Source organism: Nonomuraea sp. NPDC050680 (genome assembly GCF_040654555.1).
In the GTDB taxonomy this organism is placed as follows: domain Bacteria; phylum Actinomycetota; class Actinomycetes; order Streptosporangiales; family Streptosporangiaceae; genus Nonomuraea.
Genome location: NZ_JBFAIF010000018.1, coordinates 1 through 25,658 on the forward strand (window position 1 = coordinate 1; position 25,658 = coordinate 25,658).

The 25,658-nt window shown below is 69.2% G+C and carries 24 protein-coding genes, 1 tRNA gene and 1 pseudogene; 6 read left to right on the forward strand and 20 right to left on the reverse strand.

Features of this window, described 5'->3' with window-relative positions:
• Window positions 1-85 precede the first annotated feature (85 nt).
• Window positions 86-1,333: pseudogene (locus tag AB0H88_RS39405) on the reverse strand (cystathionine beta-synthase); the annotation flags it as partial.
• A 130-nt stretch (window positions 1,334-1,463) separates the two neighbouring features.
• Here AB0H88_RS39405 and AB0H88_RS39410 point away from each other — a divergent pair.
• The 3 genes from AB0H88_RS39410 to AB0H88_RS39420 all read left to right on the forward strand — a co-directional run bounded on the left by AB0H88_RS39410 (window position 1,464) and on the right by AB0H88_RS39420 (window position 5,223).
• Window positions 1,464-2,447, forward strand: a complete 984-nt coding sequence (locus tag AB0H88_RS39410) for an SGNH/GDSL hydrolase family protein (RefSeq protein WP_357653677.1) — start codon at window positions 1,464-1,466, stop codon at window positions 2,445-2,447.
• Window positions 2,448-2,505: 58 nt separating this feature from the next.
• On the forward strand, window positions 2,506-3,849 hold the full coding sequence (locus AB0H88_RS39415) for a PQQ-binding-like beta-propeller repeat protein (RefSeq protein ID WP_357653678.1): 1,344 nt from the start codon (window positions 2,506-2,508) through the stop codon (window positions 3,847-3,849).
• Window positions 3,850-4,005: 156 nt separating this feature from the next.
• Window positions 4,006-5,223 carry an acetyl-CoA C-acetyltransferase gene (locus AB0H88_RS39420; protein ID WP_357653679.1) on the forward strand — a complete coding sequence of 406 codons (1,218 nt, stop codon included), beginning with the start codon at window positions 4,006-4,008 and terminating at the stop codon, window positions 5,221-5,223.
• A gap of 108 nt (window positions 5,224-5,331) precedes the next feature.
• On the opposite strand, the gene AB0H88_RS39425 is transcribed toward AB0H88_RS39420, so the two are convergent.
• The 18 genes from AB0H88_RS39425 to AB0H88_RS39510 all read right to left on the reverse strand — a co-directional run bounded on the left by AB0H88_RS39425 (window position 5,332) and on the right by AB0H88_RS39510 (window position 21,319).
• Window positions 5,332-5,742: a PPOX class F420-dependent oxidoreductase gene (locus tag AB0H88_RS39425; protein WP_357653680.1), complete on the reverse strand. Its 411-nt coding sequence runs from the start codon at window positions 5,740-5,742 to the stop codon at window positions 5,332-5,334.
• A 64-nt stretch (window positions 5,743-5,806) separates the two neighbouring features.
• Window positions 5,807-6,040, reverse strand: a complete 234-nt coding sequence (locus AB0H88_RS39430; protein WP_225296558.1) for a DUF4287 domain-containing protein — start codon at window positions 6,038-6,040, stop codon at window positions 5,807-5,809.
• A gap of 167 nt (window positions 6,041-6,207) precedes the next feature.
• Window positions 6,208-6,996 carry a Bax inhibitor-1/YccA family protein gene (locus AB0H88_RS39435; RefSeq protein WP_357653681.1) on the reverse strand — a complete coding sequence of 263 codons (789 nt, stop codon included), beginning with the start codon at window positions 6,994-6,996 and terminating at the stop codon, window positions 6,208-6,210.
• Window positions 6,997-7,166: 170 nt separating this feature from the next.
• Window positions 7,167-7,239: transfer RNA gene (locus AB0H88_RS39440), tRNA-Leu, on the reverse strand.
• Window positions 7,240-7,288: 49 nt separating this feature from the next.
• Window positions 7,289-7,813 carry a peptide deformylase gene (locus tag AB0H88_RS39445; RefSeq protein WP_357653682.1) on the reverse strand — a complete coding sequence of 175 codons (525 nt, stop codon included), beginning with the start codon at window positions 7,811-7,813 and terminating at the stop codon, window positions 7,289-7,291.
• Entirely contained in the window at window positions 7,810-8,322 is a 513-nt protein-coding gene (locus AB0H88_RS39450; protein WP_357653683.1) for an ACT domain-containing protein, read from the reverse strand. Before AB0H88_RS39450 ends, AB0H88_RS39445 begins: the two co-directional genes overlap by 4 nt.
• Window positions 8,323-8,401: 79 nt before the next feature.
• The gene (locus AB0H88_RS39455; RefSeq protein WP_357653684.1) at window positions 8,402-9,718 is read right to left on the reverse strand and encodes an NAD(P)/FAD-dependent oxidoreductase; all 1,317 of its coding nucleotides are present in this window, start codon (window positions 9,716-9,718) and stop codon (window positions 8,402-8,404) included.
• Between the two features lie 95 nt (window positions 9,719-9,813).
• Entirely contained in the window at window positions 9,814-10,608 is a 795-nt protein-coding gene (locus AB0H88_RS39460; RefSeq protein WP_357653685.1) for a uracil-DNA glycosylase, read from the reverse strand.
• Between the two features lie 18 nt (window positions 10,609-10,626).
• Window positions 10,627-10,791, reverse strand: coding sequence for a hypothetical protein (locus AB0H88_RS39465; protein ID WP_357653686.1), 165 nt, complete (start codon window positions 10,789-10,791; stop codon window positions 10,627-10,629).
• Between the two features lie 27 nt (window positions 10,792-10,818).
• A complete protein-coding gene (locus tag AB0H88_RS39470) occupies window positions 10,819-12,249 on the reverse strand; it encodes a hypothetical protein (protein ID WP_357653687.1) in 1,431 nt (476 codons plus the stop codon).
• Between the two features lie 176 nt (window positions 12,250-12,425).
• A complete protein-coding gene (locus AB0H88_RS39475) occupies window positions 12,426-13,370 on the reverse strand; it encodes a Ppx/GppA phosphatase family protein (RefSeq protein ID WP_357653688.1) in 945 nt (314 codons plus the stop codon).
• Window positions 13,361-13,849, reverse strand: a complete 489-nt coding sequence (locus AB0H88_RS39480) for a DUF501 domain-containing protein (RefSeq protein ID WP_357653689.1) — start codon at window positions 13,847-13,849, stop codon at window positions 13,361-13,363. Before AB0H88_RS39480 ends, AB0H88_RS39475 begins: the two co-directional genes overlap by 10 nt.
• Window positions 13,850-13,914: 65 nt before the next feature.
• Entirely contained in the window at window positions 13,915-14,307 is a 393-nt protein-coding gene (locus AB0H88_RS39485) for a septum formation initiator family protein (protein ID WP_357653690.1), read from the reverse strand.
• Between the two features lie 110 nt (window positions 14,308-14,417).
• The gene (gene eno / locus AB0H88_RS39490; RefSeq protein WP_357653691.1) at window positions 14,418-15,695 is read right to left on the reverse strand and encodes a phosphopyruvate hydratase; all 1,278 of its coding nucleotides are present in this window, start codon (window positions 15,693-15,695) and stop codon (window positions 14,418-14,420) included.
• 42 nt (window positions 15,696-15,737) lie between these two features.
• Entirely contained in the window at window positions 15,738-16,676 is a 939-nt protein-coding gene (locus AB0H88_RS39495) for a MazG family protein (protein WP_357653692.1), read from the reverse strand.
• Between the two features lie 2 nt (window positions 16,677-16,678).
• Window positions 16,679-17,296 carry a SurA N-terminal domain-containing protein gene (locus AB0H88_RS39500; RefSeq protein ID WP_357653693.1) on the reverse strand — a complete coding sequence of 206 codons (618 nt, stop codon included), beginning with the start codon at window positions 17,294-17,296 and terminating at the stop codon, window positions 16,679-16,681.
• Window positions 17,297-17,323: 27 nt separating this feature from the next.
• Entirely contained in the window at window positions 17,324-20,812 is a 3,489-nt protein-coding gene (mfd, locus tag AB0H88_RS39505) for a transcription-repair coupling factor (protein ID WP_357653830.1), read from the reverse strand.
• Window positions 20,813-20,863: 51 nt separating this feature from the next.
• On the reverse strand, window positions 20,864-21,319 hold the full coding sequence (locus AB0H88_RS39510; RefSeq protein ID WP_357653694.1) for a signal peptidase I: 456 nt from the start codon (window positions 21,317-21,319) through the stop codon (window positions 20,864-20,866).
• 62 nt (window positions 21,320-21,381) lie between these two features.
• Between AB0H88_RS39510 and AB0H88_RS39515 the strand changes: the two genes are divergently transcribed.
• The 3 genes from AB0H88_RS39515 (at window position 21,382) to AB0H88_RS39525 (ending at window position 24,369) form a co-directional block, all read left to right on the forward strand.
• Window positions 21,382-22,098, forward strand: coding sequence for a methyltransferase domain-containing protein (locus tag AB0H88_RS39515; RefSeq protein WP_357653695.1), 717 nt, complete (start codon window positions 21,382-21,384; stop codon window positions 22,096-22,098).
• Window positions 22,099-22,276: 178 nt separating this feature from the next.
• The gene (gene cysC / locus AB0H88_RS39520; protein WP_357653696.1) at window positions 22,277-23,491 is read left to right on the forward strand and encodes an adenylyl-sulfate kinase; all 1,215 of its coding nucleotides are present in this window, start codon (window positions 22,277-22,279) and stop codon (window positions 23,489-23,491) included.
• Window positions 23,488-24,369: a sulfite exporter TauE/SafE family protein gene (locus AB0H88_RS39525; RefSeq protein WP_357653697.1), complete on the forward strand. Its 882-nt coding sequence runs from the start codon at window positions 23,488-23,490 to the stop codon at window positions 24,367-24,369. The genes cysC and AB0H88_RS39525 overlap by 4 nt, the downstream gene beginning before the upstream one ends.
• Here AB0H88_RS39525 and AB0H88_RS39530 read toward each other — a convergent pair.
• Window positions 24,314-25,357: a hypothetical protein gene (locus tag AB0H88_RS39530; RefSeq protein WP_357653698.1), complete on the reverse strand. Its 1,044-nt coding sequence runs from the start codon at window positions 25,355-25,357 to the stop codon at window positions 24,314-24,316. The genes AB0H88_RS39525 and AB0H88_RS39530 overlap by 56 nt on opposite strands.
• Between the last annotated feature and the right edge of the window lie 301 nt (window positions 25,358-25,658).

Below are 25,658 nucleotides of genomic sequence, written 5' to 3' on the forward strand. Positions count from 1 at the left end.
TCTTTCGCCCGCCGGGCTGCCCCACTTCGTTTCCCCGGGCGGGGCCCCCCTACCCCCGCCCCCCCCCCGCGCGCCCCCCCCCCCCCCCGCTGCCGATCATCGGCAGCGGCGACGACATGTGCTCGGCGATCGTGTCCTCGGAGGAGAGCCGGCCGCGGTAGAGGGCTTCGAGCAGGTCGCGCTCGACGATGGAGCCGACCACCTCGGCCGCCATGACCGGCGGCTCCTCCTTCATCACCGGGAGCTGCGACACCGAGTATTCGCGCATGATGGCGATGGCCGTGCCGACCGACTCGTGCGGGTGCACGTGCACGAACTCCGGCAGCCCCGCCCCCTTGCGGGCCAGTACGTCACGGACCAGGCCCTCCTCGGACGAGGTGGTCAGGAAGCCGTAGTCGGCCATCCAGTCGTCGTTGAAGATCTTGGACAGGTAGCCGCGCCCGCCGTCGGGCAGGAGGACGACCACCACGTCCTCGGGCCCCGCCTTGGCCGCCACCTCCAGCGCCGCGACCACGGCCATCCCGCACGAGCCGCCGACCAGCAGGGCCTCTTCGCGGGCGAGCCGCCGGGTCATGTTGAAGGAGTCCTTGTCGGACACCGCGATGATCTCGTCGCAGATCTTCGTGTCGTAGGTGGCCGGCCAGATGTCCTCGCCGACACCCTCCACCAGGTACGGGCGGCCCGAACCGCCCGAGTAGACGGAACCCTCGGGGTCAGCTCCGATGATCTTCACACGGCCGTCGGAGATCTCCTTGAGGTAGCGGCCGGTGCCGCTGATCGTGCCCCCGGTGCCGATGCCCGCCACGAAGTGGGTGATCCTGCCCTCGGTCTGCTCCCACACCTCGGGACCGGTCGAGTAGTAGTGGGAGTCGGGATTGTTGACGTTGGAGTATTGGTCGGGCTTCCAGGCGTTGGGCACCTCGCGGGCCAGCCGGTCGGACACCGAGTAATAGGAATCGGGGTGGTCGGGCGACACGGCGGTCGGGCAGACCACGACGTCGGCGCCATAGGCGCGCAGCACCGCGATCTTGTCCTGGGCCACCTTGTCGGGCACCACGAACAGGCACTTGTAGCCCCGTTGCTGGGCCACGATGGCCAGGCCCACGCCCGTGTTGCCGGACGTCGGCTCGACGATCACGCCACCGGGGCGCAGCTCCCCCGACGCCTCCGCCGCGTCGATCATGCGGACCGCGATGCGGTCCTTGACCGAGCCGCCCGGGTTGAAGTACTCGACTTTGGCGAGCACCTGGGCGGGTAGGCCGGCGGAGACCTTGTGCATCCTGACGAGCGGGGTGTTGCCCATGAGCTCGACCAGGGAATCGTAAACGCGCACCGAGGTGTTCACCTTCTTTGCCGAAGCTTGGTCAGCTTGCCGAGGGCCGAGCTCCCGTGGGGGTGGCGGGCACTCGGCTAGTTTTCAAGGCAAACGCTACCGCCGTGTTCGGTAGAGGGGAGCAACGCACGTGGTCTGGGCAGCGGGCACGGCGCGGGCGGCGCGCAAGATCGCGACGGCGGCGGCACTCGGCGGCGGCGGGCTGACGGCTCTCGGCGCCACCGCGTACGGCCTGCTGATGGCCGAGAGCCTGTTGGCCAGGAAGATGATCGGCCGCCCCCACGGCATGGAGGGGCCGCCCTCCGACGGTGTCTACGGCGACTACCCCGGCACCCCGCTCACCATGGTCTTGCTGGGCGATTCCCTATCCGTCGGCCTGGGGATGACCGATCCGGCCGGGACCCCGGGCGTGTTGCTCGCGCACGGCCTGGCCTCCGTCGCCGAACGCCCGGTACGCCTCCGCGTGGTCGGCAAGTCGGGAGCCCCGTCGGCCGAACTCGCCGACCAGGTCGACCGGGCGCTGAAGGCGGAGCCCCAACTTGCGGTGATCTTCGTCGGCGCGAACGACGTCACCACCCAGACCCCGCCCGCGGTGGCCGTACGCCACCTGAGCAAGGCCGTGCGCCGGTTCCGCGAGGTGGGCGCCGAGGTGGTCGTGGGCACCTGTCCCGACCTCGGCACCGTACGGCCCATCGCGCAGCCGCTGCGCTGGGTGACGCGGCGCTGGAGCCGCCAGCTGGCCGCGGCCCAGACGGTCGCGGTGGTCGACGCGGGCGGGCGCACGGTCTCGTTCGCCGACGTCCTGGGGCCGGATTTCGCGACAAATCCGGGCGAGATGTTCGGACCCGATCGTTTCCACCCATCTGCCCGAGGTTACGCACAGGCAGCTTACGCAGTGCTACCTTCTGTATGCGCTGCGTTGGGATTGTGGCCAGAGCCTCGACCCGCGCGCGGCGAAGGACTGCAACCGATTTACCTCGCGGCGGCTACGGCCGCGGAGGAGCCCGGCACCGAGGTCTCCGCGACCACGGTCGCCGGGCGGGCGACGGGTCTCCACGGCAAGTGGGCGACGTTGTTCCGCCGCCGGCTGGGAGAGACGCCCAACGACGCCTGATCCCGGCCACCCTCCGCACCGAAGCCGTCACTCCTCGTCCCTTTGGAGTGGATTGCTCGTGCTTCGGCCCCTCGCGAACGCCGCCCTCACTCTCGCCGGGATCCTGGCCCTGGCCGGCTGTTCCGACAGCGGCGCGGCCACGGCCCACTTCCCGACCTGGCACAACGACGAGATCGACGCGGTCAGCCGGATGTCGGCCGCGGGCGGGGTCGTCACGACCACCTCCATGAAGCCCGACGGCACGCTGGAGACCGTCGCCGTCGACCTCGTCCACGGCAACAAGCTCTGGGCCCAGCCGGCCACCATGGCGGGCCGGCTGCCCGGCATGGGGGTCTCCGCGCCCGCCATCGTCGAGACGGCTCCCGGCCAGGCCGTCGTCGTGGCGGTCGACCCGGTCAAGAAGGGCCGCTGGAACGCCGGCATCGTCGCCCGCGACGCGCGCACCGGCACGCAGAAGTGGACGCGGCCGGTGCATTCGACGTTCGGCCCCCAGCGCTGCGGGACCTACATCTGCCTGTCGGAGCACACCGCGCTCTCCACCGCCCGCGTGGTGGTGCTCGACCCGGCCAGCGGCAAGCAGTTGTGGAAGCTGCCCGGCATCGCCGAGGTCGAGTGGTCGGATCCCGAACGGGTGCTGCTGCTCCGTCTGGCCGCCAACCCCATGATCGAGTCGTACGAGCTCAAGACCGGCAAGCTGCAGTGGCAGCAGCCGATCGAGCAGGCGCTCGGCCCCGGCATCGACATGTCGGGCGGGTGGGCCTTCGGCTCGACCGGCGACAACCTGATCGGCTACGTCGCCCCCTACACCAATCCGCGGACGAAGAAGGCCTCCACCTTCGGCCTCTTCTCCATCAAGATCAGCGACGGCACGATCAACTGGATGCGTCCTTCGGTCGTCCGCGTCTACCCCAGCGGCAGCCCCGGCTACGCCCCCGTCGTACGCCCGGTCGACCGGCAGGGCACCTATGGCGGCTTCGCCCGGCTCGACTCGGAGAGCGGCCGGGTCGTCGGCCAGATCCCTGCCTCCGAGGTGCCCGGCTCCGGCTGGTGGCTGGCCTTCCCCGACCGCATGGAGAAGCTCGGCTTCCTCAAGCACGACGCCAAGGGCGCCGCCTTCGACCTGACGACGGGCGGGCCGGTCCCGGTCGAGGACCAGCGCGGCTGGTCCTTCTGCGTCACGGACCCCAAGCCGCTCCCGCTCCGCGGTCAGGCCCCCGGCTTCTACTCGATAGCCGCCGTCTGCGAGTACGACCTCGCGATCGGCAAGCGGCTCGCGTCCACGACGGCCCCGCCCCCCTGGTTCACCGGCAGCCAGGACGGCTGGCGCCTCTGGCGTGACGAGAAGGGCGCCGTCCACGCCGTCAACGACGGCACGGCCACGGCGCCCGGCATGTACGGCTGACCGTCCATCCCCCTACGGCCTCGAAGTCGCCAAGGACACGCAGGTCACGGCGCCCGACCCCTGGGCGGGCGCCACCCGCGTACGACGGCCGGGACCCTCCGTGCTCCGCCGCCAGGACTGGAATATAGTTCTGAAGGCCGACACAGGAGGATGAAGATGGCTGAAGCTGTGATCGTCGCTACCGCTCGCTCGCCCATAGGGCGGGCCTTCAAGGGTTCGATGAAGGACATACGTCCTGACGACCTCACCGTGCAGATGATCCAGGCCGCGCTCGCCAAGGTGCCGCAGCTCGACCCGACGACGATCGACGACCTCATGCTCGGCTGCGGTCTCCCCGGCGGTGAGCAGGGCTTCAACATGGCCCGCGTGGTGTCGGTGCTGCTCGGCCTCGACAACGTGCCGGGCACCACGGTCACCCGCTACTGCTCGTCGTCGCTGCAGACCACCCGGATGGCCTTCCACGCGATCAAGGCGGGCGAGGGCGACGTGTTCGTGTCCGCGGGCGTGGAGATGGTGTCGCGGTTCGTGAAGGGCAACTCCGACTCGCTGCCCGAGACGCAGAACCAGGTCTTCGACGACGCCATCGCGCGCAGCAAGGCCTCCGCCGAGGGCGGGCACAGCTGGCACGACCCGCGCGAGGACGGCACGATCCCCGACGTCTACATCGCGATGGGCCAGACCGCCGAGAACCTCGCCCAGATCAAGGGCGTCACCCGGCGCGACCAGGACGAGTTCGGCGTCCGCTCCCAGAACCTGGCCGAGAAGGCGCTGGCCGACGGCTTCTGGCAGAAGGACATCACCCCGGCGACGCTCCCTGACGGCACCGTGGTCAGCAAGGACGACGGCCCGCGGGCCGGGACCACGTACGAGGGGGTGGCCGGGCTGAAGCCGGTCTTCCGCCCCGACGGCACGGTCACGGCCGGCAACTGCTGCCCGCTGAACGACGGCGCCGCGGCCGTCATCGTGATGAGCGACACGCGCGCGGCCGAGCTGGGCATCACGCCGCTTGCGCGCATCGTCTCCACGGGCGTCACCGGCCTGTCCCCCGAGATCATGGGTCTCGGCCCGGTCGAGGCGTCGAAGCAGGCGCTGTCCCGCGCGGGGATGGCGATCGACGACGTCGACCTGGTGGAGATCAACGAGGCGTTCGCGGCGCAGGTCATCCCGTCCTACCGGGATCTGGGCATCGACCTCGACCGCCTCAACGTCAACGGCGGCGCGATCGCCGTCGGGCACCCGTTCGGCATGACGGGCGCGCGCATCACCTCCACGCTGATCAACAGCCTCCGCCACCACGACAAGTCGATCGGCTTGGAGACCATGTGCGTGGGCGGCGGGCAGGGCATGGCGATGGTCCTCGAACGCCTTTCCTAGTCTCCCGACAAGCGTTCCACGGCCCGAAGTTTCTACGGCCCGGCGTTCTACGGCCGGGCCGGTGGGCGCCAACCGCCGTACGGGGTTGGCGCCCCCCAGAAACTCTCCTCAGCCGTGGTGGTCCGGACCGGCCTTGGTCGGAGTCACGCGGACCAGGACCCTCTTGTCGCGAACCATCGCCGCCTCGTAGTCCGGCCAGTCAGGATGCTCACCCGAGATCGCCCGGTAGTAGGCGATCAGGTGGTCCATGGCGTCGGGGAGGGAGATGACCTCCGCCTCGCCCTCCACCTGGATCCAGTTCCCGTAGAAGGCGTCCGTGAAGGCGCAGATCGTCACCTTGTTGTCGCGCCGGATGTTGCGTGTCTTGGCGGCCGTCTCCCTGGTGCTGACGACGAGGTAGCCCTCGTCGTCCACGCCCACCGTCACCGGGGACATCTGCGGGCGGCCGTCGCCGTGCCTGGTGAGGAGCACCGCGCGGTGGTTGTGTCGCAGGAAGTCTCGTGCCTCGTCTAGGTCCATCCACCCATGATTCCGCGCCCGTACCTAGGGCACGGGCGCGGGTCGGGTCGGGGTGGGGTGGGCTCTACAGGAAGCCCATACGGTTATGGCGGTACCGCTCGTGTTCGTGCACGATGGCGGCGGCGTAGCCATGGGACAGCCCGTGCTCGTCGGCGAGCCAGTTGGCCCGCTCGTCACACCTCAGGAAGGCCGGGCCGTTGTCGATGGCTTGAAACCACTCGGGGAGTTCGCGTCCCGTTATCGTTGGGACTCTTGCGATCAGCTTCGTCTGCGTCTCCGGTGAGTGGTTCAAGGACATGGGCACCTCCACGGATTAAGGTCCTTTGCTCGACACTGCAACACGTCCCCCCGAATGACAAGCCCCAACCACCGAGGTTTTTGTAACGGCGGGTAGATTTTCGGTCGCGCAAAGAGAAGGACCCCGCCGGACCGACGGGGTCCAGACGGGGTCCAGGAGGCGAACGATCAGTCGCTACGCGTGAAAATGCTGATGAACCGGAGCACCTCGAGGTAGATCCACACCAGGCTCAGCGTCAGCCCGAAGGCGCACTGCCAGGCGAACTTCTCCGGGGCGCCCTGCCGGACGCCTTCCTCGATCGAGTTGAAGTCGAGCAGCAGGAAGAAGCAGCCGAGCAGGATCATCGCGACGCTGAAGATCCACCCGATCGGGGAGTCGGTGCGCAGCCCGAGGCCGCCCGGGATGAAGATCCCGGCGATCAGGTTGACGAGCACCAGGCCGATGGCCGCGAAGCCGGCGGCGCAGACGAACCGAACGAACTTCGGTGTCACCCTGACGACACGCAACGCGTAGACGGTCAGGACTCCGCCGAAAGCGAACGCGGTGCCGAGCACCGCCTGGAGGACGATCCCGTTGTAGAGGGACTCGTAGGCGCTGCTGATCGCGCCGAGGAAGACCCCTTCGAACGCGGCGTAGCCGAGGATCAACGCCGGGTTGGTGCTCATCTTGAACGAGGCGATCAGCCCCAGGACGAGCGCCACGATGGCCGCGCCGACGGCCACACCCAGGGGGACATTGAGGTACCAGGCGGCGGCCGCGGCCACGACGAGCGTGCCCAGGGTCATGAAACCGCGCACCACGACGTCGTCGATCGTCATCGTCCGGTAGGCGGACGGGGCCGGGGGCGCGTACGACGGGGAGTCGTACATGTTCTGCAGTTGTCCGGGGGTGGGCGTGGTGCCCTGCCACCCGCCGGCCTGCCTGGACCGGTTGAAAACGGGGTTCTTGCTCTCCATCGCTGCCTCCTGTGCGCCGAGCTTATTGGACGCGGCGTCACCTAGGTCAACACGCACTCAGATCTATGTGGTTTCGAGACTTCAGCAGGAGGACAACGAACGGATCCGTTCCTGAGTTCCCGCGGTTACTGAGGGTTGTTTAGTGAGGCATTTCCTCTGGTAGATGCGGGTGCCCCCGGCGGGATTCGAACCCGCACTACAACCCTTTTAAGGGGTTTGCCTCTGCCTTTGGGCTACGGGGGCGCCGCAATCATACGAAACGGACCATGCTTCCGAGGAGCACAACTTCGTATCAGGCGTCACAACTGTGAAGTCTGCGGTGAAGTGATAGGGCTCCTGGCACTCTGTCCAGGAACAGAACGCCGTCGAGATGGTCCAGTTGATGCTGAATGCACCTAGCTTCGAATGCATCCGCCTCGATGGTGACGGGATCTCCCGTCCCAGGCAAGCTGCCGAGCACTGTGATACGCGTCGCTCGCCGTACATCAGCGGTCAGACCCGCGATCGAGGCGCAGCCCTCCCGCCCGACGCTCCAGTGAGACGCCTCAGCGAGGCGTGGATTGACCACCACGAGCTCGCCGGCCCACGACCGACCCCTTGGGTGCCCGGCGGCGTCGAAGGCGATCAGCCGCCAGCTCAGCCCGATCTGGGGGGCGGCCAGGCCCGCGGTCCCCGGCTCGCCGCGCAGAGTGGCGAGGAGATCGGCCGCCGCGGCCACCACGCGGGGGTCGGTGGGATCCACCTGCCGGGCCCGGGCGGACAGGAGCGGGTGCGGAGCGTCGAGCACTCCGCGGGCGATCCCGTCCGGCTGGGTCACAACAGGTCCGGTTCAACGGGCCGGAAGGTGATCTGGGACTCGAGGCCCGAGCCGACCGTGGCCAGCCCGCGCATCAGCCCGGCCACGTCGACCTCCTCGGGCAGCTCGACGTCGGCGATGAGGACGTACAGCCGGCCCGAGAGCCGGGTGCTCATGCCGGTGATGTTGCCGCCCACCGAGGCGAGCTCGGCGCTGATGGCCGAGATGATGCCCGGCCGATCCGGGCCGTGGACGGTCAGGACGTAACCGAGCCCGGTCGGCCGGCCGCCGAAGTAGCGGCGGGCCTCGACCGCCGAGGCGGTCACCACCAGGTCCGGCGCGCACAGGTGCTTGGTGAGCTCGTCGGCGCTCAGGCCGCCCGAGACCAGCAGCATCATCGCGACATGGCCGCCGAGCAGCGTCATGGTCGAGTCCTGGATGTTCGCCCCGCAGTCGGCGAGCGAGCCGGTGACCGCGGCGATCACGCCGGGCCGGTCCACGCCGAGCACCGTCACCGCTGAGAGCCCCACTCGTGGATCCCCTCTCGATAGAGATCGAGAATGCCGAAACGCCCCGATGCGGCCGCACCGGGGCGCTGCTGTACACGGGCTAGCGGCGGGTCGTCGCCACAGCGGCTCTGAACCCGTCACGCGGGTGCTCCATCTCGCCCAAAGAGATGGTCTCCCGCTTGAAGAACAGGGCCAGAGTCCAGTCGACGACGACACGGACCTTACGGTTCAGCGTCGGCACCCGCGACAGATGGTAAGTGCGGTGCATGAACCACGCAGGGAATCCGCGAAGCTTGACGCCATAGACGTTCGCGACCCCCTGGTGCAGGCCGAGACCGGCGACCGATCCGACATACTTGTGGCGGTAGTCGACCAGTTCCTGCCCCCGCAGATGGCGGACCAGGTTGTCGGCGAGCACCTTGGCCTGGCGTACGGCGTGCTGGGCGTTGGGCGCGCAATACTGGCCGGGGTTGGTCACGTCAGGGACGCCCGCCGCGTCACCGGCGGCGAAGGCGTCCGTCACGCCGGCGACCGTCAGTCTCGTCGTGGTCTTGATCCGGCCGCGCTCGTCGAGGGGCAGGCCGCCGTCGTTGACCACCGGGCTGGGCTTGACGCCCGCGGTCCACACCAAGGTGTCGGCCTCGAACTTCGAGCCGTCGGAGAGCACCACGTGGCCGCCCTCGCAGGACTCCAGGCGCGTGTCGAGCTTCACGTCGATGCCGCGCTCGCGCAGCTGCTCCAGCGTCCACTTGCCCATTTCGGGACCGACCTCGGGCAGCACCCGATTCGTGGCCTCCACCAGCACCCAGCGGATGTCGGATGGCTTGATGTTGCGGTAGTAGCGGGTGGAGTCCTTGGCCATGTCCTCGAGCTCGGCCAGCGCCTCGACGCCCGCGAAGCCCGCACCGACGACGACGAACGTGAGCGCCCGGCGGCGCGCCTCCAGGTCCTCGGTCGACTCGGCCACATCGAGCAGGTGCAGGACCCGGTTGCGCAGCGCGATGGCCTCGCCCACGGTCTTGAAGCCGATGCCGATGTCGGTCAGGCCGGGGATCGGCAGCGTCCGGGAGATCGAGCCGGCGGCCATCACGATCACGTCGTAGGCGATCTCGCGCGGCTCGCCCTCGGCCGGCTGGAAGGTGACGCGCCGCTCGTCGTGGTCGACGGCGGTGACGCTGCCGTTGAGCACGCGCACCTTGGGCAGGACCCGGCGCAGCGGGGCGACCACGTGGCGTGGGGAGAGGTTGCCCGCCGCCGCCTCGGGCAGGAACGGCTGGTAGGTCATGTACGAGTGGGGGTCGATGATGGTGATGCGCACTTCGCCGTCGCGTAGCTCCGAGCGGAGCGTGCGCTGTAGCCGCAATGCCGTGTAGAGGCCGACGTAACCGCCGCCGACGATCAGAATGTGCTTGTTCATCCTCGGTTCCCCATCCCATGGGAGCGCTTGTGAAACTATTCACAAGGCTACGTCAAGGGCGCCCCAAAAAGCCAATCCCCAGGTGGTGCGACGTGTCACACCCCCAGCGCCCTGGCTCTGACGAAGACGTCGTCGAGCATCTGTGCGGTGACCCTGCCGGTGAAGGTGTTCTGCTGGCTGGGGTGGTAGCAGCCCATGAGGGTCACCGCCGCCTGCCCGTACGTGACCTGGACCTCGACGCCGTGCCCGAACGGCGGCCTGCCGCGCGGCAGCGTGTATCCCGCCTCCTTCAGGGCGGGCCACATGGCCTGCCAGGCGAACCCGCCCAGCGCGACGACCACCCGCACGCTCGGCGCGGTCAGCGTGAGCTCCCGCGACAGCCACGGGAAGCAGGTGGCCCGTTCCTCGGGCGTGGGCTTGTTCGCGGGTGGCGCGCACCGCACTGAGGCCACCATCCGGGCGTCGATCAGCCGCTGCCCGTCAGCGGCGTGCGTGCTCGTCTCCTGTACGGCCAGTCCGGCGCGGTACAGCGAGGCGAACAGCCAGTCTCCGCTGCGATCACCCGTGAAGATCCGCCCGGTCCTGTTGCCCCCGTGCGCGGCCGGGGCCAGGCCGACGAGCAGGACGCGCGGCCGGTCGTCGCCCCATCCGGCGACCGGCCGCCCCCAGTAGGTCTCCTCCGCGAACGCGCGCCGCTTCACCTCGGCCACTTCCTCGCGCCATTCCACCAGGCGCGGGCAGGCCCGGCAGACGGACTGCGCGGCCGTGAGCTCCGCCAGGGTACTGCCGGCGGCGGCGAGGCGGCGCACGTCCGCGGGGTCCTGGGCGACCGGGGTGTCAGCGGTCGCCGGGTCGCCGGGCCAACCGGTGCCTGGAGGTACGAAGCTCATGGCACCGATGGTGCCCGATCACTTGGGCCGCTCCCCCAGTGGGGCGTCGGACTCGGCCGCGATCTGCGCCAAGTGGTCGTCCAGGTCTTCGAGCAGTTCCTCGTGCTCCGGATGACCGGCCAGGACAGGCCACCACGCAGACAGAAAAACCGGGTGGCGCCACGAGGGCACCACCCGGTTCAACTCAACTGATGATCAGGCGCCGGCCGACTACGGGCAGCTCACCGAGAAGCCGGTGGAAGCAGAAGCGGAGTCGGGGCTGGTGACCACGAGCTGGACGGAACCCTTGGTCTCGCTGGCGCTCTGCGCGCCCGCGATGCCCCAGGTCACATCCACACTGCCGTTGACCTGACGCTCAAGGTCCGGGTTCTCACGCTTGCCGTCGATCACCCAGTAGTACTTGACGGTGGTCGGGACGGTGCTGGAGATCGTCGCCTTGAAGTCGACGCCAGGGCCGCGCTTGTCGGCGCAGAACTCGTTGCGCTGGCCGGAGACCGAGAGGCTCGAGACCGAGATCTTCGGCTTCGGCGCCTCGCAGGCGGCGTAGGACTGGCTGATCGAGTCGTTGTTCCGCGGCCCGGAGACGGCCAGGGTCACCCGGCCACCCTTCGCCGCGGAGTCGGAGAGAACGCGGTCCGACAGCTCGACCGTACGCGAGCCCTCGCGACCGAACCCGACCACACCGCTGTCAACGGACTCGCGGTTGACGTACCACGTGTACTCGACCCGCGCGCGGCCGGTCGAGTTGATGGTGGCGTGCGCGCCGACCTTGCAGCCGTCGTTGTTGGTCGCGGTCACCAGGTTGGTGGCCGAGACCCGCACCGAGGGAGCCTCGTCCTTGCACCAGACCTTGTAGTAGGCCCGGTCGGAGGAGGAGCCGCCGCGCCCGACGACCTGCAGGACGGCGTAGCCCCGCTGGCTGTCACGCGGCGAGTAGCCGAAGGAGACGGTCTTCGAGTGGTAGACCTTCGTCCGGCCATAGTCGACGACGCGACCGTTCAGCACCCAGCGGTACTTGACCCACGTCGGGTCGTTGACCTTGATCCGGCCAAGGAAGTTGACCTTGTCGCCGGGGGTACAGGGCCCGACGTACGAGCTCGGGTCGGCCCAGGCGCTGACCGAGATCTTCTTCTTGTCGAGCTGGTCACCGTCGACGACGACGGCGTCCTGGCAGGTGACCGAGAAGTAGCCCTTCTTGGAGGTCACCTTGCGCGGACCGAGGACCTGCACGGCCTCCCAGCCCTTGACCTCCTCGTTGAAGGAGAGCGTCTGGCCGATCTTGACCGACTTGGTGCCGTGGCCCTTGAGCTTCAGGACCTTGACCTTGCCCTTGGAGCCGTCTCCGTGGAGCCAGCGGTAGGCGAGTTCGGTCTTGCCGTCGAGCTTGACGTTGATCTTGGCCGAGATGTCGACCTTCACCGGGCAGGAACCGTCGTTGTCGCGGCTCGACGCCTTGGGCGTGGACACCGAGACCTTGGGCCTGGCCTTGGTGGTGGTCGCCGCGGCGCCGGCCTTGCCCGCGGTGGCCTGGGTGGACGCCTGCGCGGGAGCGGCTGCCAGCCCCGCGACCATGGCGCCCAGCACGGCGGCGGAGGCGCCGAACGCCGCCGCCTTACGCGCTAAAGGACGAGATGAGTTCATGTGAGAGTGCTCCATTCCGTTAGGGAAAAGATGCGCTCGGGAACGGTCGCCACGCCGACACCACCCGTGTCCGGCAATATGACAAAGCCCCCGCAATGCCCCTTTACCTAAGCATAAAACTGATTGCACACTCAACACAGCCGAATCCCAGATTTGTCCGATTTTCACCGGAAAAATCAGGCCATGGAGTAGGCGATTCCGTCGAGGATGTCGTGTTCGCTAACGACGACCTGCGAAAACGCGAAACGCCGCACGATGCGGTCCAGAATCAGGGCACCCACGCCAATCACGTCAACTCGTCCGGGATGCATCACCGGAATCTGTGAACGCTCACTATGGGTCATCGCGAGCAGCCGTCGCGTGACCTCGTGTACCTGCTGGGCAGTCATCCGCGAGTGATGGATCCGCTCCGAATCGTAGGCGGGCAGCTCGAGCGCGATGCCCGCCACCGTCGTGACGGAGCCCGCCAGACCCACCAGCGTGTGCGCCTCCTGGACGGGCACCGCCTCGGCGACCCGATCGAGCGCGGCCTCGATGTCGGCCACCGCGGCCTCCAGCGCCTCCGCCGACGGCGGATCGCCCGCCTCGCGTAGGTGCCGCTCCGTCAGCCGTACGCAGCCGATGTCGACCGACAGCGCGCCTATGACGTGCTCGGAGCCGACCACGAACTCGGTCGAGCCGCCCCCGATGTCGACGACCAGGTAGGGCGGGAGCGGCCCCTGCGGCACCCCGGTCTCCCGCGACAGCCGGACCAGCCCCCTGGTCGCGCCGACGAACGACAGCTCGGCCTCCTCCGCGCCCGTCACCACCTCGGGGTCCACCCCGAAGATCTCGCGCACTCCGTCGACGAACTCCTGCCGGTTGGCGGCGTCGCGCGTCGCGCTGGTCGCCACCACCCGGGTCGCCGTGGCGCCGTGCTGGTCGATGAGCTTGCGGTAGGTCCGCATCGCGGCGAACGTCCGCTCCAGCGCCTCGGGAGCCAGCCGTCCCGTCTGGTCGACCCCCTCGCCCAGTCGTACGATCTCCATCCGCCGCTCGATCTCGGTGAGATCGTTGTCGCCGACGTCGGCGATCAGCAGGCGTACGGAGTTGGTGCCGCAGTCAACGGCGGCTACACGCATGGTCCGTCACTCCACCACTCGGGGAGGGCATCCAGCGCCTCCCGGCCGAACGGGTTGGCTCCGGGCACGGCCAGCTCGTGCGCGACGAGCGCGTGCAGGCACTTCACCCGCAGCGGCATGCCGCCGGTGCTCTGCATGTCACGCGGCAGCGGCTCCGTGCCCTGCTCCTGCGCCGCCTTGTCGCGCCTGGCCACGTAGTCGTCGTGCGCGGCCTGGTAGGCGGCGGCCAGCTCCGGATCGGTGGCCAGCCTGGCCTGCATCTCGCGCATCAGCCCCGAGCCTTCGAGCGTGCCGATCGCGGAGGCCGCCTTGGGACAGGTCAGGTAGTAGAGCGTGGGGAACGGCGAGCCGTCGGGCAGCCTCGGCGCGGTCTCCACCACGTCGGGGTTGCCGCACGGGCAGCGGTGCGCCACCTCGCGCAGCCCTCTCGGCGGGCGGCCCAGCTGCCGCTGCACCGCGTCGACGTCTTTGCTGTCCAACGCTCTCCCCTCACACGCCGCCGACGCTCCCCGCGCCGGTGCGCGGTTCTGGCCCGGGTCGGTGCTCATCCGGCCTTGCGGCCCTGGCCCGTGTCGGCGGCTTCGACCGATTCCCACAGCGTTTGGTACCACGGCGGCGTCGCGGCGGGCTGCTTGACCGTCGTCGTGGTCTTGTCCGGCTTGGCGTCCATGACCACGTAGCACTTCTCGCCCGGCCCGCAGTAGTGAAGCCTTTCCTTGGCCGTCCGCTTGATCCAGTTGGGATCGCGGATCTGCTCCGCCTGCTCGGCCAGCGCCTGGCGGTCGGCCTCGACCCGCGCCTTCTCCGCCCGCAGCTCCGCGATGCCGCGGCGCTGCGCGATGTACTCGCGTACAGGGTAGGCCAGGCTCATCGCGATCGCGCACACCACGATCGCCAGGATGGCGGCCCGCCCGGTCAGCTGCGGCCTCTTCGCCAACGGCTCACACCTCCGTGTCCAGTTCGGCGTCCGAACTTAGCGGATGGTGCTATTTGCACCCTTCTGACCGGCTCGCGGCATACCCGCCATGCCGCGAGCCGTACCCGAAACTAGCGCTGGAAACGCGGAAAAGCCGCGCGACCCGCGTAGCGAGCGGCGTCGTCGAGAATTTCCTCGATGCGCAGGAGCTGGTTGTACTTGGCCACCCGGTCCGAGCGGGCCGGTGCGCCGGTCTTGATCTGACCGCAGTTGACCGCCACGGCCAGGTCGGCGATCGTCGTGTCCTCGGTCTCGCCGGAACGGTGGCTCATCATGCAGCGGTAGCCGCTGCGGTGGGCCAGGTCGACCGCGTCGAGGGTCTCGGACAGGGTGCCGATCTGGTTGACCTTGACCAGCAGCGCGTTGGCGGTGCCTTCGGCGATGCCGCGGGCGAGCCGCTCGGGGTTGGTCACGAACAGGTCGTCGCCGACCAGCTGGACCTTGTCGCCGATGGCCTCGGTGATGGCCTTCCAGCCGGCCCAGTCCTCCTCGTCGAGCGGGTCCTCGATCGAGACGAGCGGGTAGTTGTCGACCAGGTCCGCGTAGAAGGCGATGAGCTCCTGGGCCGACACGCCCTTGCCGTCGATCGTGTAGACGCCGTCCTTGTGGAACTCGGAGGCGGCCACGTCGAGCGCCAGCGCGACGTCGTCACCCGGCGTGTAGCCGGCCCGCTCGATGGCGACCAGGATCAGGTCGAGCGCGTCGCGGTTGGACGGCAGGTTGGGCGCGAAGCCGCCCTCGTCGCCCAGCCCCGTGGCGTAGCCCTTCTCCTTCAGCACGCCCTTGAGCGCGTGGTAGACCTCGGTGCCCATGCGCACGGCCTCGCGGAACGTGCTCGCGCCGATCGGCGCGATCATGAACTCCTGGATGTCGACGTTGGTGTCGGCGTGGGCGCCGCCGTTGAGGATGTTCATCATCGGCACGGGCAGCAGATGGGCGTTGGGGCCGCCCAGGTAACGGAACAGCGGCAGGTCGGCACTGTCGGCGGCGGCCTTGGCCACGGCCAGCGAGACGCCCAGGATGGCGTTGGCGCCCAGCTTGGCCTTGTTGGGCGTCCCGTCCAGATCGATCATGATCTGGTCGATGATCCGCTGGTCCTCGGCCTCGATGCCGTTGACCTCTTCGAAGATCTCGTCGGTGACGGCGAGCACGGCCTTCTCGACGCCCTTGCCGCCGTAGCGCTCGTCTCCGTCACGCAGCTCCACGGCCTCGAACTGGCCGGTCGACGCGCCGCTGGGCACCGCCGCACGCCCCCTGCCGCCGTCGTCGAGGATCACCTCGACCTCGACGGTCGGGTTGCCCCGGGAGTCGAGGATCTCGCGCGCGTATACGACCTCGATGGTAGCCACGGGTTTGCGCTCCTAAATCGAAAGGCAATATGCCTTCAGAGCCTATCGGTGCTCCGACTCCCAGCGGAGCACGCGGTCACGGTAGGCGCGGGCGGCGCCGCGGAGCTCGGCTTCGGCGTCGACTCCCGCCTCCTGGGCGCGGCGGACGAGGTCGAACAGCTCGCGCCCCACCCCCTGCGAGATCGCGGCGGCCAGCCCGTCGGGGGCGCCCCCGCGCTCGGCGCGGCGCACCAGCTGGGCGGCCAGCGACAGCGCGGGCTGCCCCATCGGCACCCCGTCGAGCACCGACGGACGCTCGTCCTTCGCCGCCCGCTCGGCCGCCTTGATCGCCTCCCAGTTGTCGTTCACCTCGTCGGCCGTCTCCGCCCGCACCGAGCCGAACACGTGCGGATGCCGCCGCACCAGCTTCTCGACGATCCCCTCGGCCACGTCGTCCATGTCGAACCCGTCGGCCACCCGCGCGTGGAAGACCACCTGCAGCAGCAGATCGCCCAGCTCCTCGCGCAGCGCCGGGTAGTCGCCCTGCTCGATCGTCTCCAGCACCTCGTAGGCCTCTTCGAGCAGGTACGGGACCAAGGTCTCGTGCGTCTGCTTGCGGTCCCACGGGCACTCGGTACGCAGCCGCTCCATCACCGCCACCAGGTCGAGCACCCGCGCGCCCGGCAGGTCGTAGGAGCCCGGCACCACCTCGATCAGCGGCGGCTCGGCCATCACGACGGCCGCGTGGCCGACCGCCCGCATGAAGTCCTCGGAGTCCTCGGCGGCCAGCCAGACCACCGTCTCCGTCACCGCCCGCCGCGCCAGCTCGGCGGGGACGGGCGTGACGACGGCCACCTCGATCCCGGCCTCGGCCAGGTAGGGCATTTGCGGATGATCCGCTGATGCGGTCAGCACGCGGCCCGAGCCGAACGCCTGCCATGCCTGGTGGCTGAGCAGACCCGGCGCGACCCGCGGTGAGGTGGTGACGATGATCAGCGGCACGGCTAGCCCTGCGACTGCTGCTGTTGCTGCTGCTCGCCCTGGCCGGGCTGCTCGGTCGTCGCCGACGGCTTGCCGAACCGGGCGGCGTCGACGAAGCCCTGCTGTCCGATCTTGCCGTAGCGCGGGCTGAAGACCGGGGCGATCGCGTTGTACTCGGCCTTGAACTTCTCCACGGCCTGCTGGTTCTGCGACCCGCCGAACTTCTCCAGCACCTTGTTCACGCCGAGCATCGCCCGCAGGTAACCACGCGGGTTGGCCGGCGCGACCGCCTTGGACAGCAGGTTCATCTCGGCCGACTGCTGCTCGCCCTTGTCCTGGGCCGCTGCGTCGATCTCCGAGTCGCTGACCTGTACGCCGAACTTGTCGGCCAGCTGCTGCTGCCGGCTCTGCTCCGCCATCCTGGACAGAACGAACTGGTTGACCGACACACCGAGCTGCGACGGCTCGATGTTGACCTTCCGCAGCGCGGCCTCGTACTCCTGGACGTTCTTGTTCAGGTCGCGGGACGAGATCCGCTCACTGCCCACGACGGCCGCGGCTCCGGCCTCCATAGGCGAGGAGCAGGCGGTCAGCGCGACACCCACCACGGCAGCGGCCACAGCCACTCGAATCGACTTCACGTGCGTCCTTTCCCGACAAAACCGCGGCTAGCTTACCCTCGCGGGCTCCAAGAACATGGCCTCGACCAGGTCACCGCACCATTTGAGCAGGTCGAGGTCACGCAACGGCTGCCCGCCCAGGGGCTTGGTCTTCGGCACGGGCACCAGCAGCGTCTCCGCCGCCTGCTTGTAGATGGCCTTCTTGTACAGGCGGTCGAGGCGTACCTGCTGCGACTCCCGCAGCCTGACCGGACCGAACTTGATGTTCTGGCCCTGCAGTGTGACATCGGTGAGCCCGGCCTGGCGGGCGTTGATGCGGAAGCGGGCGACGGCCAGGAGGTTCTCCACCTCGACGGGCGGCTTGCCGTATCTGTCCGTCAGCTCGGCGCGTACCTCGTCGATGTGGATCTCGGCCGAGATGGTGGCGATCCGCTTGTACGCCTCCAGGCGCAGACGTTCGGAGGTGACGTAGTCGTGCGGGATGTGCGCGTTGATCGGCAGCTCGACCTTGACGTCGGGGTGCTCCTCCGTCACCTCCAGGCCCGACAGCTTGGCCTTCTGCTCCTGCACGGCCTCGGCCATGAGCCGGACGTACAGATCGAAGCCGACGCCCGCGATGAAGCCCGACTGCTCGGCGCCGAGCACGTTGCCCGCGCCGCGGATCTCCAGGTCCTTCATCGCGACGTACATGCCCGCGCCCATCTCGGTGTGCTGCGAGATCGTCGCCAGCCGCTCGTGGGCGGTCTCGGTGAGCGGCTTCTCCGGCGGATAGAGGAAGTAGGCGTAACCCCGCTCCCTGCCTCGCCCGACCCGGCCCCTGAGCTGGTGCAGCTGCGAGAGGCCGTAGTTGTCCGCCCGGTCGACGATCAGCGTGTTGGCGTTGGGCACGTCGAGGCCGGACTCCACGATCGTGGTGCAGACCAGCAGGTCGTACTCGCGTTCCCAGAAGCCGACCATGATCTTTTCCAGCTGGTGCTCGTTCATCTGCCCGTGCGCCACCGCGATGCGCGCCTCGGGCACCAGCTCCCTGATCCGGGCGGCGACCCGGTTGATCGAGGCCACCCGGTTGTGCACGAAGAAGATCTGGCCGTCGCGCATCAGCTCGCGCCTGATGGCGGCCCCGATCTGCTTCTCGTCGTACGGCCCGACGAAGGTGAGGATCGGGTGCCGCTCCTCCGGCGGGGTGAGGATGGTCGACATCTCCCTGATGCCGGTCAGGCCCATCTCCAGCGTGCGCGGGATCGGCGTGGCCGACATGGCCAGCACGTCGACCTGGGTACGCAGGTGCTTCATGGCCTCTTTGTGCTCGACGCCGAACCGCTGCTCCTCATCGATGATGATCAGCCCCAGGTCCTTGAACCGGACCTCCGGGCTGAGCAGCCGGTGAGTGCCGATCACCAGGTCCACGGCGCCGGTGCGCAGGCCCTCCAGGGTGCCCTTGACCTCGCCGTCGGTCTGGAAGCGGGAGACCGCCCTGAGCGAGACGGGAAAGCTGGAGAACCGCTCGGTGAACGTCGACATGTGCTGCTGCACCAGCAGCGTCGTCGGCACCAGCACGGCGACCTGCTTGCCGTCCTGGAGGGCCTTGAACGCCGCCCGCACCGCGATCTCGGTCTTGCCGTAGCCGACGTCGCCGCAGATCAGCCGGTCCATCGGGACGCCGCGCTCCATGTCGCGCTTGACCTCGTCGATGGCCTCCAGCTGGTCGCCGGTCTCGACGTACGGGAAGGCGTCCTCCATCTCCCGCTGCCACGGGGAGTCGGCGGCGAAGGCGTGACCGGGCGAGGCCATGCGGGCGGAGTAGAGGCGGATGAGCTCGCCCGCGATCTCCTTGACCGCCTTCTTCGCCCTGGTCTTGGCCTTGGCCCAGTCGGCGCCGCCCATCCGGTTGAGCGTCGGGGCCTCGCCGCCGACGTAGCGGGTGACCTCGTCCAGCTGGTCCGTGGGGACGTAGAGGCGGTCGCCCTTGGCGTACTCGATGACCAGGTATTCGCGCGTCGCGCCCTGGACCGTGCGCTGCACCATCTCGATGTAGCGGCCGACGCCGTGCTGCTCGTGCACCACGTTGTCGCCGATCTTGAGCTGCAGCGGGTCGACCATGTTGCGGCGGCGGGAGGGCAGGCGGCGCATGTCCTTAGTGGATGCCTTCTGGCCGACCAGGTCGAGGTGGGTGAGCACGGCCAGGTTGGGGGTGATGAACCCGTGCTCGATCAACCCCGTCGACACGTGGACGACCTTCGCCTCTGGCGACTTATCCAGATATTTCACCAACCGGGCGGGAACGTCCACGCCCTTGAGGACCTCGACCATCCGCTCGGCCGGGCCGTGCCCCTCGCTCAGCAGCACGACCGCCTTGTCCTCGGCCAGATAGCCCTTGACGTCTTCGAGCGCCCTCCTGGTGTCGCCCCGGTAGGCCTCGGAGTCCTGCGCGTCGAGCTCGATCCCGGCCCCGAACGGCGCCATCGTCCACCACGCCTGCCCCAGCACGTCGGCGTGGCCGCGGATGTCGTCGAGTGAGCGGAACGCCGCCGCCCCGAGGTCGATCGGCGCCTCGCCACCGGCCGCCGCGTTGATCCACGACGCCTCCAGGAACTCCTGCGACGTGCGGACGAGCTCCTCGGCCCGGCCCCTGATCCGCTCGGGGTCGCAGACGAACACCGCGGCGTTGCGGGGCAGGTGGTCCAGTACCAGGTCCATCTCCCCGGCGAGCACGGGCGCGAACGCCTCCATGCCCTCGACCGGCGTCCCCTCGGCGAGCTGGTCGAGCACCTCGGCCAGCGCCGGGTGCTCCCGGCCCAGCTCACGCGCCCGCTCCCTGACCTCCGCGGTGAGCAGCAGCTCGCGGCAGGGCGGCGCGAACAGCCCGCCGTCCGCGGCCTCCAGCGAGCGCTGGTCGGCCACCTTGAACCAGCGGATCTCCTCGACCGTGTCACCCCAGAACTCCAGCCGCAGCGGATGCTCCTCGGTCGGCGGGAACACGTCGAGCAGCCCGCCGCGGACCGCCACCTCGCCCCGCTTCTCCACCATGTCGACCCGGTGGTAGCCGTTGTCGACCAGCCGCCGTACGACCCCGTCGAGGTCGGCGTCGTCGCCCGCCCGCAGGCGGGTCGGCTCCAGGTCGCCCAAGCCCTTGACGATCGGCTGGAGCAGCGCCCTGACCGGCGCGACCACCACGCTGAGCGGCCCGGCCGCCTGGTCGTCCTTGACCGGGTGCGCGAGCCTCCTGAGCACGGCCAGCCGCTGCCCCACGGTGTCGCTGCGCGGGGAGAGCCGCTCGTGCGGCAGCGTCTCCCAGGCGGGGAAGACGGCCACCGAGCTGGGCTCCATCAGGCTGGTCAGCGCGCTCGCCAGGTCCTCCGCCTCGCGGCCGGTGGCGGTGATCGCCAGCACGGTCCGCTGATCGTGCCCGGCCAGCGCGGCCACCCCGAACGGCCGCAGCGCGGACGGCGCCACCAGCGCGATGTCGCCGCCCTCTTCGAGAGCGGCGGTCAGCTTGGGATCGGTGACGACAAGATCAAGCAGCCCGGACAGACTCATTTTCGACAGCCCCACGACGATTACCCCCAGCCGGCGGGCGTGGGGGTTGTGCTACAAGCCTATTCGCATCTGCCCCACGCCCCCGTCCGACTCCAGGACCTTGTCCGGCTCCACGCCCCCGCCCGGCTCCACGCCCCCGTCCGGCTCCAGGACCTTGTAGCCCGGGACGGAGGGCCAGCGGACCGTCAGGACCACTGACTCCTCCTCCGCGCGCCAGGAGTGGTCCACGCCCTTGCCCCAGACCACGTAGTCGCCCCGCTCGGCGAGCAGGACGCTCCTGCCGGGTAGTTCGACGCGGAAGCGACCCGAGATGAGGATGAGCAGCGCCGTACGCTCCTCGCCCCGCACCCACTCGGCGCGTTCGTCACCCGGGGAGTGGGTGCCCCATTTGATCTCCACCCCGTCGCTGTGCCTCGGGTCTCCATAGGGTTTGAAGTGACCCAGAAGCCAGCCATGGTCCGTCGCGGCGTCGACATTCGCGTTGCCTACGTACACGAGATCGCTCACGGCGCAGGACGCTAGCAGGGAAATGGCTCACTAATTGACGTCGATTGATTACTCTGGGTGACATGTCTGAGGTGCGGTCGGTAGCCCCGAGGGGCGATCTCTTTGGTCAGCGCATCCGCGAGCAGTGGGCGGGACGGCTCGGCAGGCGGCTCGACGTGCTCGTCGCCGGATGCGCGCATGACGAGCCACTGGTCCTGGACCGGATCGACACCAGGGCCACCGGCGTCGACGAGGACCTGCCCCCGATCAGGAGGGTGGTCGGCGAGCGAGCCGACCTCGCCATGTGGTCACTGGGCGACCTGCGCTGCGTCCCCCTGCCCCCGAGGTCGGTGGACGTGATCCAGCTGTCGTTCCTGCTCGAGCGCATCCAGCACGCCGAGCTGGTCTTCGACCGGCTGCTGCAGGCGCTGCGTCCCGGCGGGCTCATCCTGCTGCGCATGCGCGACCGGAAATCCGCCTATGGCCTGCTCGACCGGATCACCCCGTGGTGGCTGCGGCGGCTGATCTGGCGGCACCTGGTGTCGGCGGGCACACCGGGCCCGCTACCGGCCGTCTATGGGCCGGTGACCTCGCGCGACGGGATCCACACCTTCTGCCTGACGCGCGGGCTCATGATCACCGACGACCACACGGCGACCAGCGGTCCGGCCATGGGGCGGGTCGGCCGCCTGGCTGTCAGGATGACGGCCAAGCTGACCCGCGACCGGTTTCCGGCCACGCACGACGAGATCGCGATGGTCATCAAAAAGCCGCAGAACCACTTCGCGCGCCTCATCTAGGTGTGGTCCGTCACACCACCGTCTCGACCCCTGTGACGGTCCGTCGTGACTGGGGCCCCTCTGGAGGGACACTCCCTTCGGGAGAGCGGAACAATGGAGGCCGCACTAGCGACACACTTGGAGCAAAGGCTAGACTCCTTTCCTACCAAGTCAATCGGAATAGTTGGGATGGCAGATCGTGGAGTGGACCCCAGGGGCGTACGAGCTGGCCGACCTGGAGTTGCTGCTCTCCGGCGCGTTCCAGCCGCTGAGCGGGTTCCTCGGGCATGACGACCTGCACACGGTGCATGAGCGCGGCACACTCGCCGACGGCACCCCGTGGCCGTCGCCCGTCACACTCCACCTGCCGCAAGCGGCGGCCCCCGGCGACGAGGTCACGCTGCTCGACCCCGAGGGCGTGCCGCTGGCCGTGCTCACCGTCGCCGAGCGCGAGCCCGACGGCCTGACCTCCGGCCCGGTCAAGGGCCTGGGCGCCCCGGAGCACGGGCCGTTCGCCCGGCTTCGCCGTACCCCGGCGCAGATACGCGAAGAGCTCGACGGGCGGGCGGCGCTCGCCGTCACCATGCGGGGACCGCTCGACGACCTCACCGAGATCGTCGCCACCGCCAAGGAGCTCGACGCGGTGATCTTGCTGCTTCCCCTCTCGTACGGCGAGACGGGCCCGGCCGTCGTACGCGCCGCGCTGCGCGCCAAGGAGCAGCTGCCCGAAGGCACCCTGGTGGTCTCGGTGCCGCTGGCGCCGCGCGCGGAGCCCGAGATCGACCTGGAACTGCGCGAGCACGTCGCCACCGCCTACGGCGCGACCGAGCACCTGGCGGGCCCCGAACCGGTGCGCATCCCCGGGCCGCCGCACCGGCGCGGGCTCGTGGTCTTCTTCACCGGCCTGTCCGGCTCCGGCAAGTCCACGATCGCCCGCGGCCTGCGCGACTCGCTGCTCGAACTGGGCACCCGCACGGTCACCTACCTCGACGGAGACGTGGTCCGACACCTGCTGTCCAAGGGCCTGACGTTCTCCAAGGGCGACCGCGACCTCAACATCCGGCGCATCGGGTTCGTCGCCGCCGAGGCCGCGCGCCATGGCGGGCTGGCGATCTGCGCCCCCATCGCCCCCTACGCGGCCACCCGCGAGGAGGTGCGCGAGATGGTCGAGTCGGTCGGGGCCGACTTCCTGCTCGTGCACGTCGCCACCCCGCTGGAGGAGTGTGAGCGCCGCGACCGCAAGGGCCTGTACGCCAAGGCCCGCGCCGGGCTCATCCCCGAGTTCACCGGCGTCTCCGACCCCTACGAGGAGCCGGACGACGCCGACCTGATCATCGACACGACGCACATCTCTATCGAGGCGGCCGTCACCCAGGTGCTGGGGGCGCTGCGGAGCGGAGGCTGGGTTCGTTGATCGACTTCCCCCTGATCGCCGGGTCCTTTCTGGTCGCGATCGTCGTCGGGCTCACCGGCATGGGCGGCGGCGCGCTCATGACACCGATGATGATGCTGTTCTTCAACGTCCCACCGCTGGCGGCGGTCTCCAGCGACCTGGTCGCCTCCGCCGTGATGAAACCCGTCGGCAGCGCGGTACACCTGCGCAGGGGCACGGTCAACCTGCGCCTGGTCGGCTGGCTCTGCGTGGGGTCCGTGCCGGCGGCGTTCTGCGGGGTGTTCATCGCGCGCGCGTTCGCGGTCGGCGACGCGGTGAAGTACGCGCTCGGCGTGGCGCTGCTGCTCGCCGTCGCGGGCCTGGTCGCCAAGACGTGGCTGGCCGGGAAGGGCGGCACGTCGAGCGCCCACGATATTGTCGCGCGCCCAATCCCGACCGTACTGGTCGGTACGGTAGGCGGACTCGTCGTCGGCATCTCGTCGGTCGGCTCGGGTTCCCTGATCATCGTGGCCCTGCTGGCCCTCTATCCGGCGCTCAAGGCCAACCAGCTCGTCGGCACCGACCTGGTGCAGGCGGTGCCGCTCGTCGCCTCGGCCGCGCTCGGCCACCTGCTCTTCGGCGATTTCCAGCTCACTCTGACGGTCTCGCTGCTCATCGGCTCGATCCCGGGCGTCTACCTCGGCGCCCGGATCTCCTCCAGGGCGCCGGGCGGCCTCATCAGGGCGCTGCTCGGGATCGTTCTGCTCGCTTCCGCGCTCAAACTGCTCGACGTGAGCAACACGGTGACGGTGTGGGCGCTGGCGGGTGCCGTACTCGCGACCGTCGCGGGCTGGCGCTGGCGCGTCAGGGCCGCGGCACGGGCGTCGAGTGAAAGTAAGGATCTCGCGCGAGCTCGCTGAACGCCCGCCCGGCGGCGGGATCGGAGTCGAAGCTCGTGTCGCCGCGCGGCGCGTGCGGCGAGTCGAAGTAGATCAGCGCCTTGATCTGCGGATAGCGCTGGATCTGCGTACGCACCGACTCGAAGAACGAGCGCTTGGCCGTACGGTCGTCGGCCCGCTCGAACACGCCCCATTCCGCGACCATGACCGGCTTGCCGGGAAAGCGCCACTGCATCCACCGGTAGAACCCCGGCCACTGGTCGAAGTCGGGCCGGGTCTTGTTGACCAGGCCGTCGAAGTCGCGGACCCGGTTGTCGGCATAGGGGTCGAGGGCCACCCAGTCGACCACGTCGTCACCCGGATAGAGCTGCTCGAACCAGGGCTTGGCCGCCCAGTTGGGCGCGCCCATGTAGGTCATGACCGTGACCGCGTTCTTGACGCCCTCGTCACGCAGCCTGAGCACGACATGGCGGTACATGGCGGCGTAGTCGGTGGCCTGCATGCCCGAGCCGGGGGCGGCGTCGACGTCGTTCTCCGGCTCGTGGTGGAGAGTGAGGAAGAAGCGCTCGGGGAAGGTGCGCCTGATGTAGTCGGCCAGCCGGTCGATCCTGCGGTCGATGGCGCCACGGGCGATCTGCGCCCAGGTGAAGTCCACCGACGGCTTCCAGTTGATGAGCAGCAGCCTGGGCCGGACCGGGTCGCGGGCCAGCGCGACCTCCTCGCTGGTCGGAAACTCCTCCTTGCCCCGGTGATAGACGTGCAGCACCTCGGCGGTGTCACCGATGCGGCTTTCGGCGCCGTGGAGCGACCTTTCGATGCCCGTGCCGGTGAAGACCTCTGGGGCAATCCCCCACCAGGCACCACAAGATGGGATGAGCCTGGCGGTGACGGCACAGGCCGGCGAGGTCTCCACGTTCGGCCTGGCGCTCGGCTGGGCGACCTGCACCGGACTCCCCGAACCCTGCGCACCCGAGCAGCCCGCGAGCACGGCGACGACCAACAGCGCCACACCTTTCACACCGATATTTACCGCTTTATGAGAAATTCCCCACCGGTTCAAGGCCGTTCAACCCCCTCAACCAAGGACCCCCGTCCTATCAAACCTGAACCATGCCATGCCATTCCCAGAACTTCAGCCGGAGCGGGTGTATCGCCAGCTCAGCAAGCATCCGACCGGCCCTCAATTTCGCATTATTTCGGGCTAACTTGGGGTGAACTGCTGGGCGTACAAGAGAAAATCTTCTGGATTCAACCTGGGTAATATCTGTCCGGCCTATAGTGGGCGGACGCCGCGACTTGTGACGCACAGT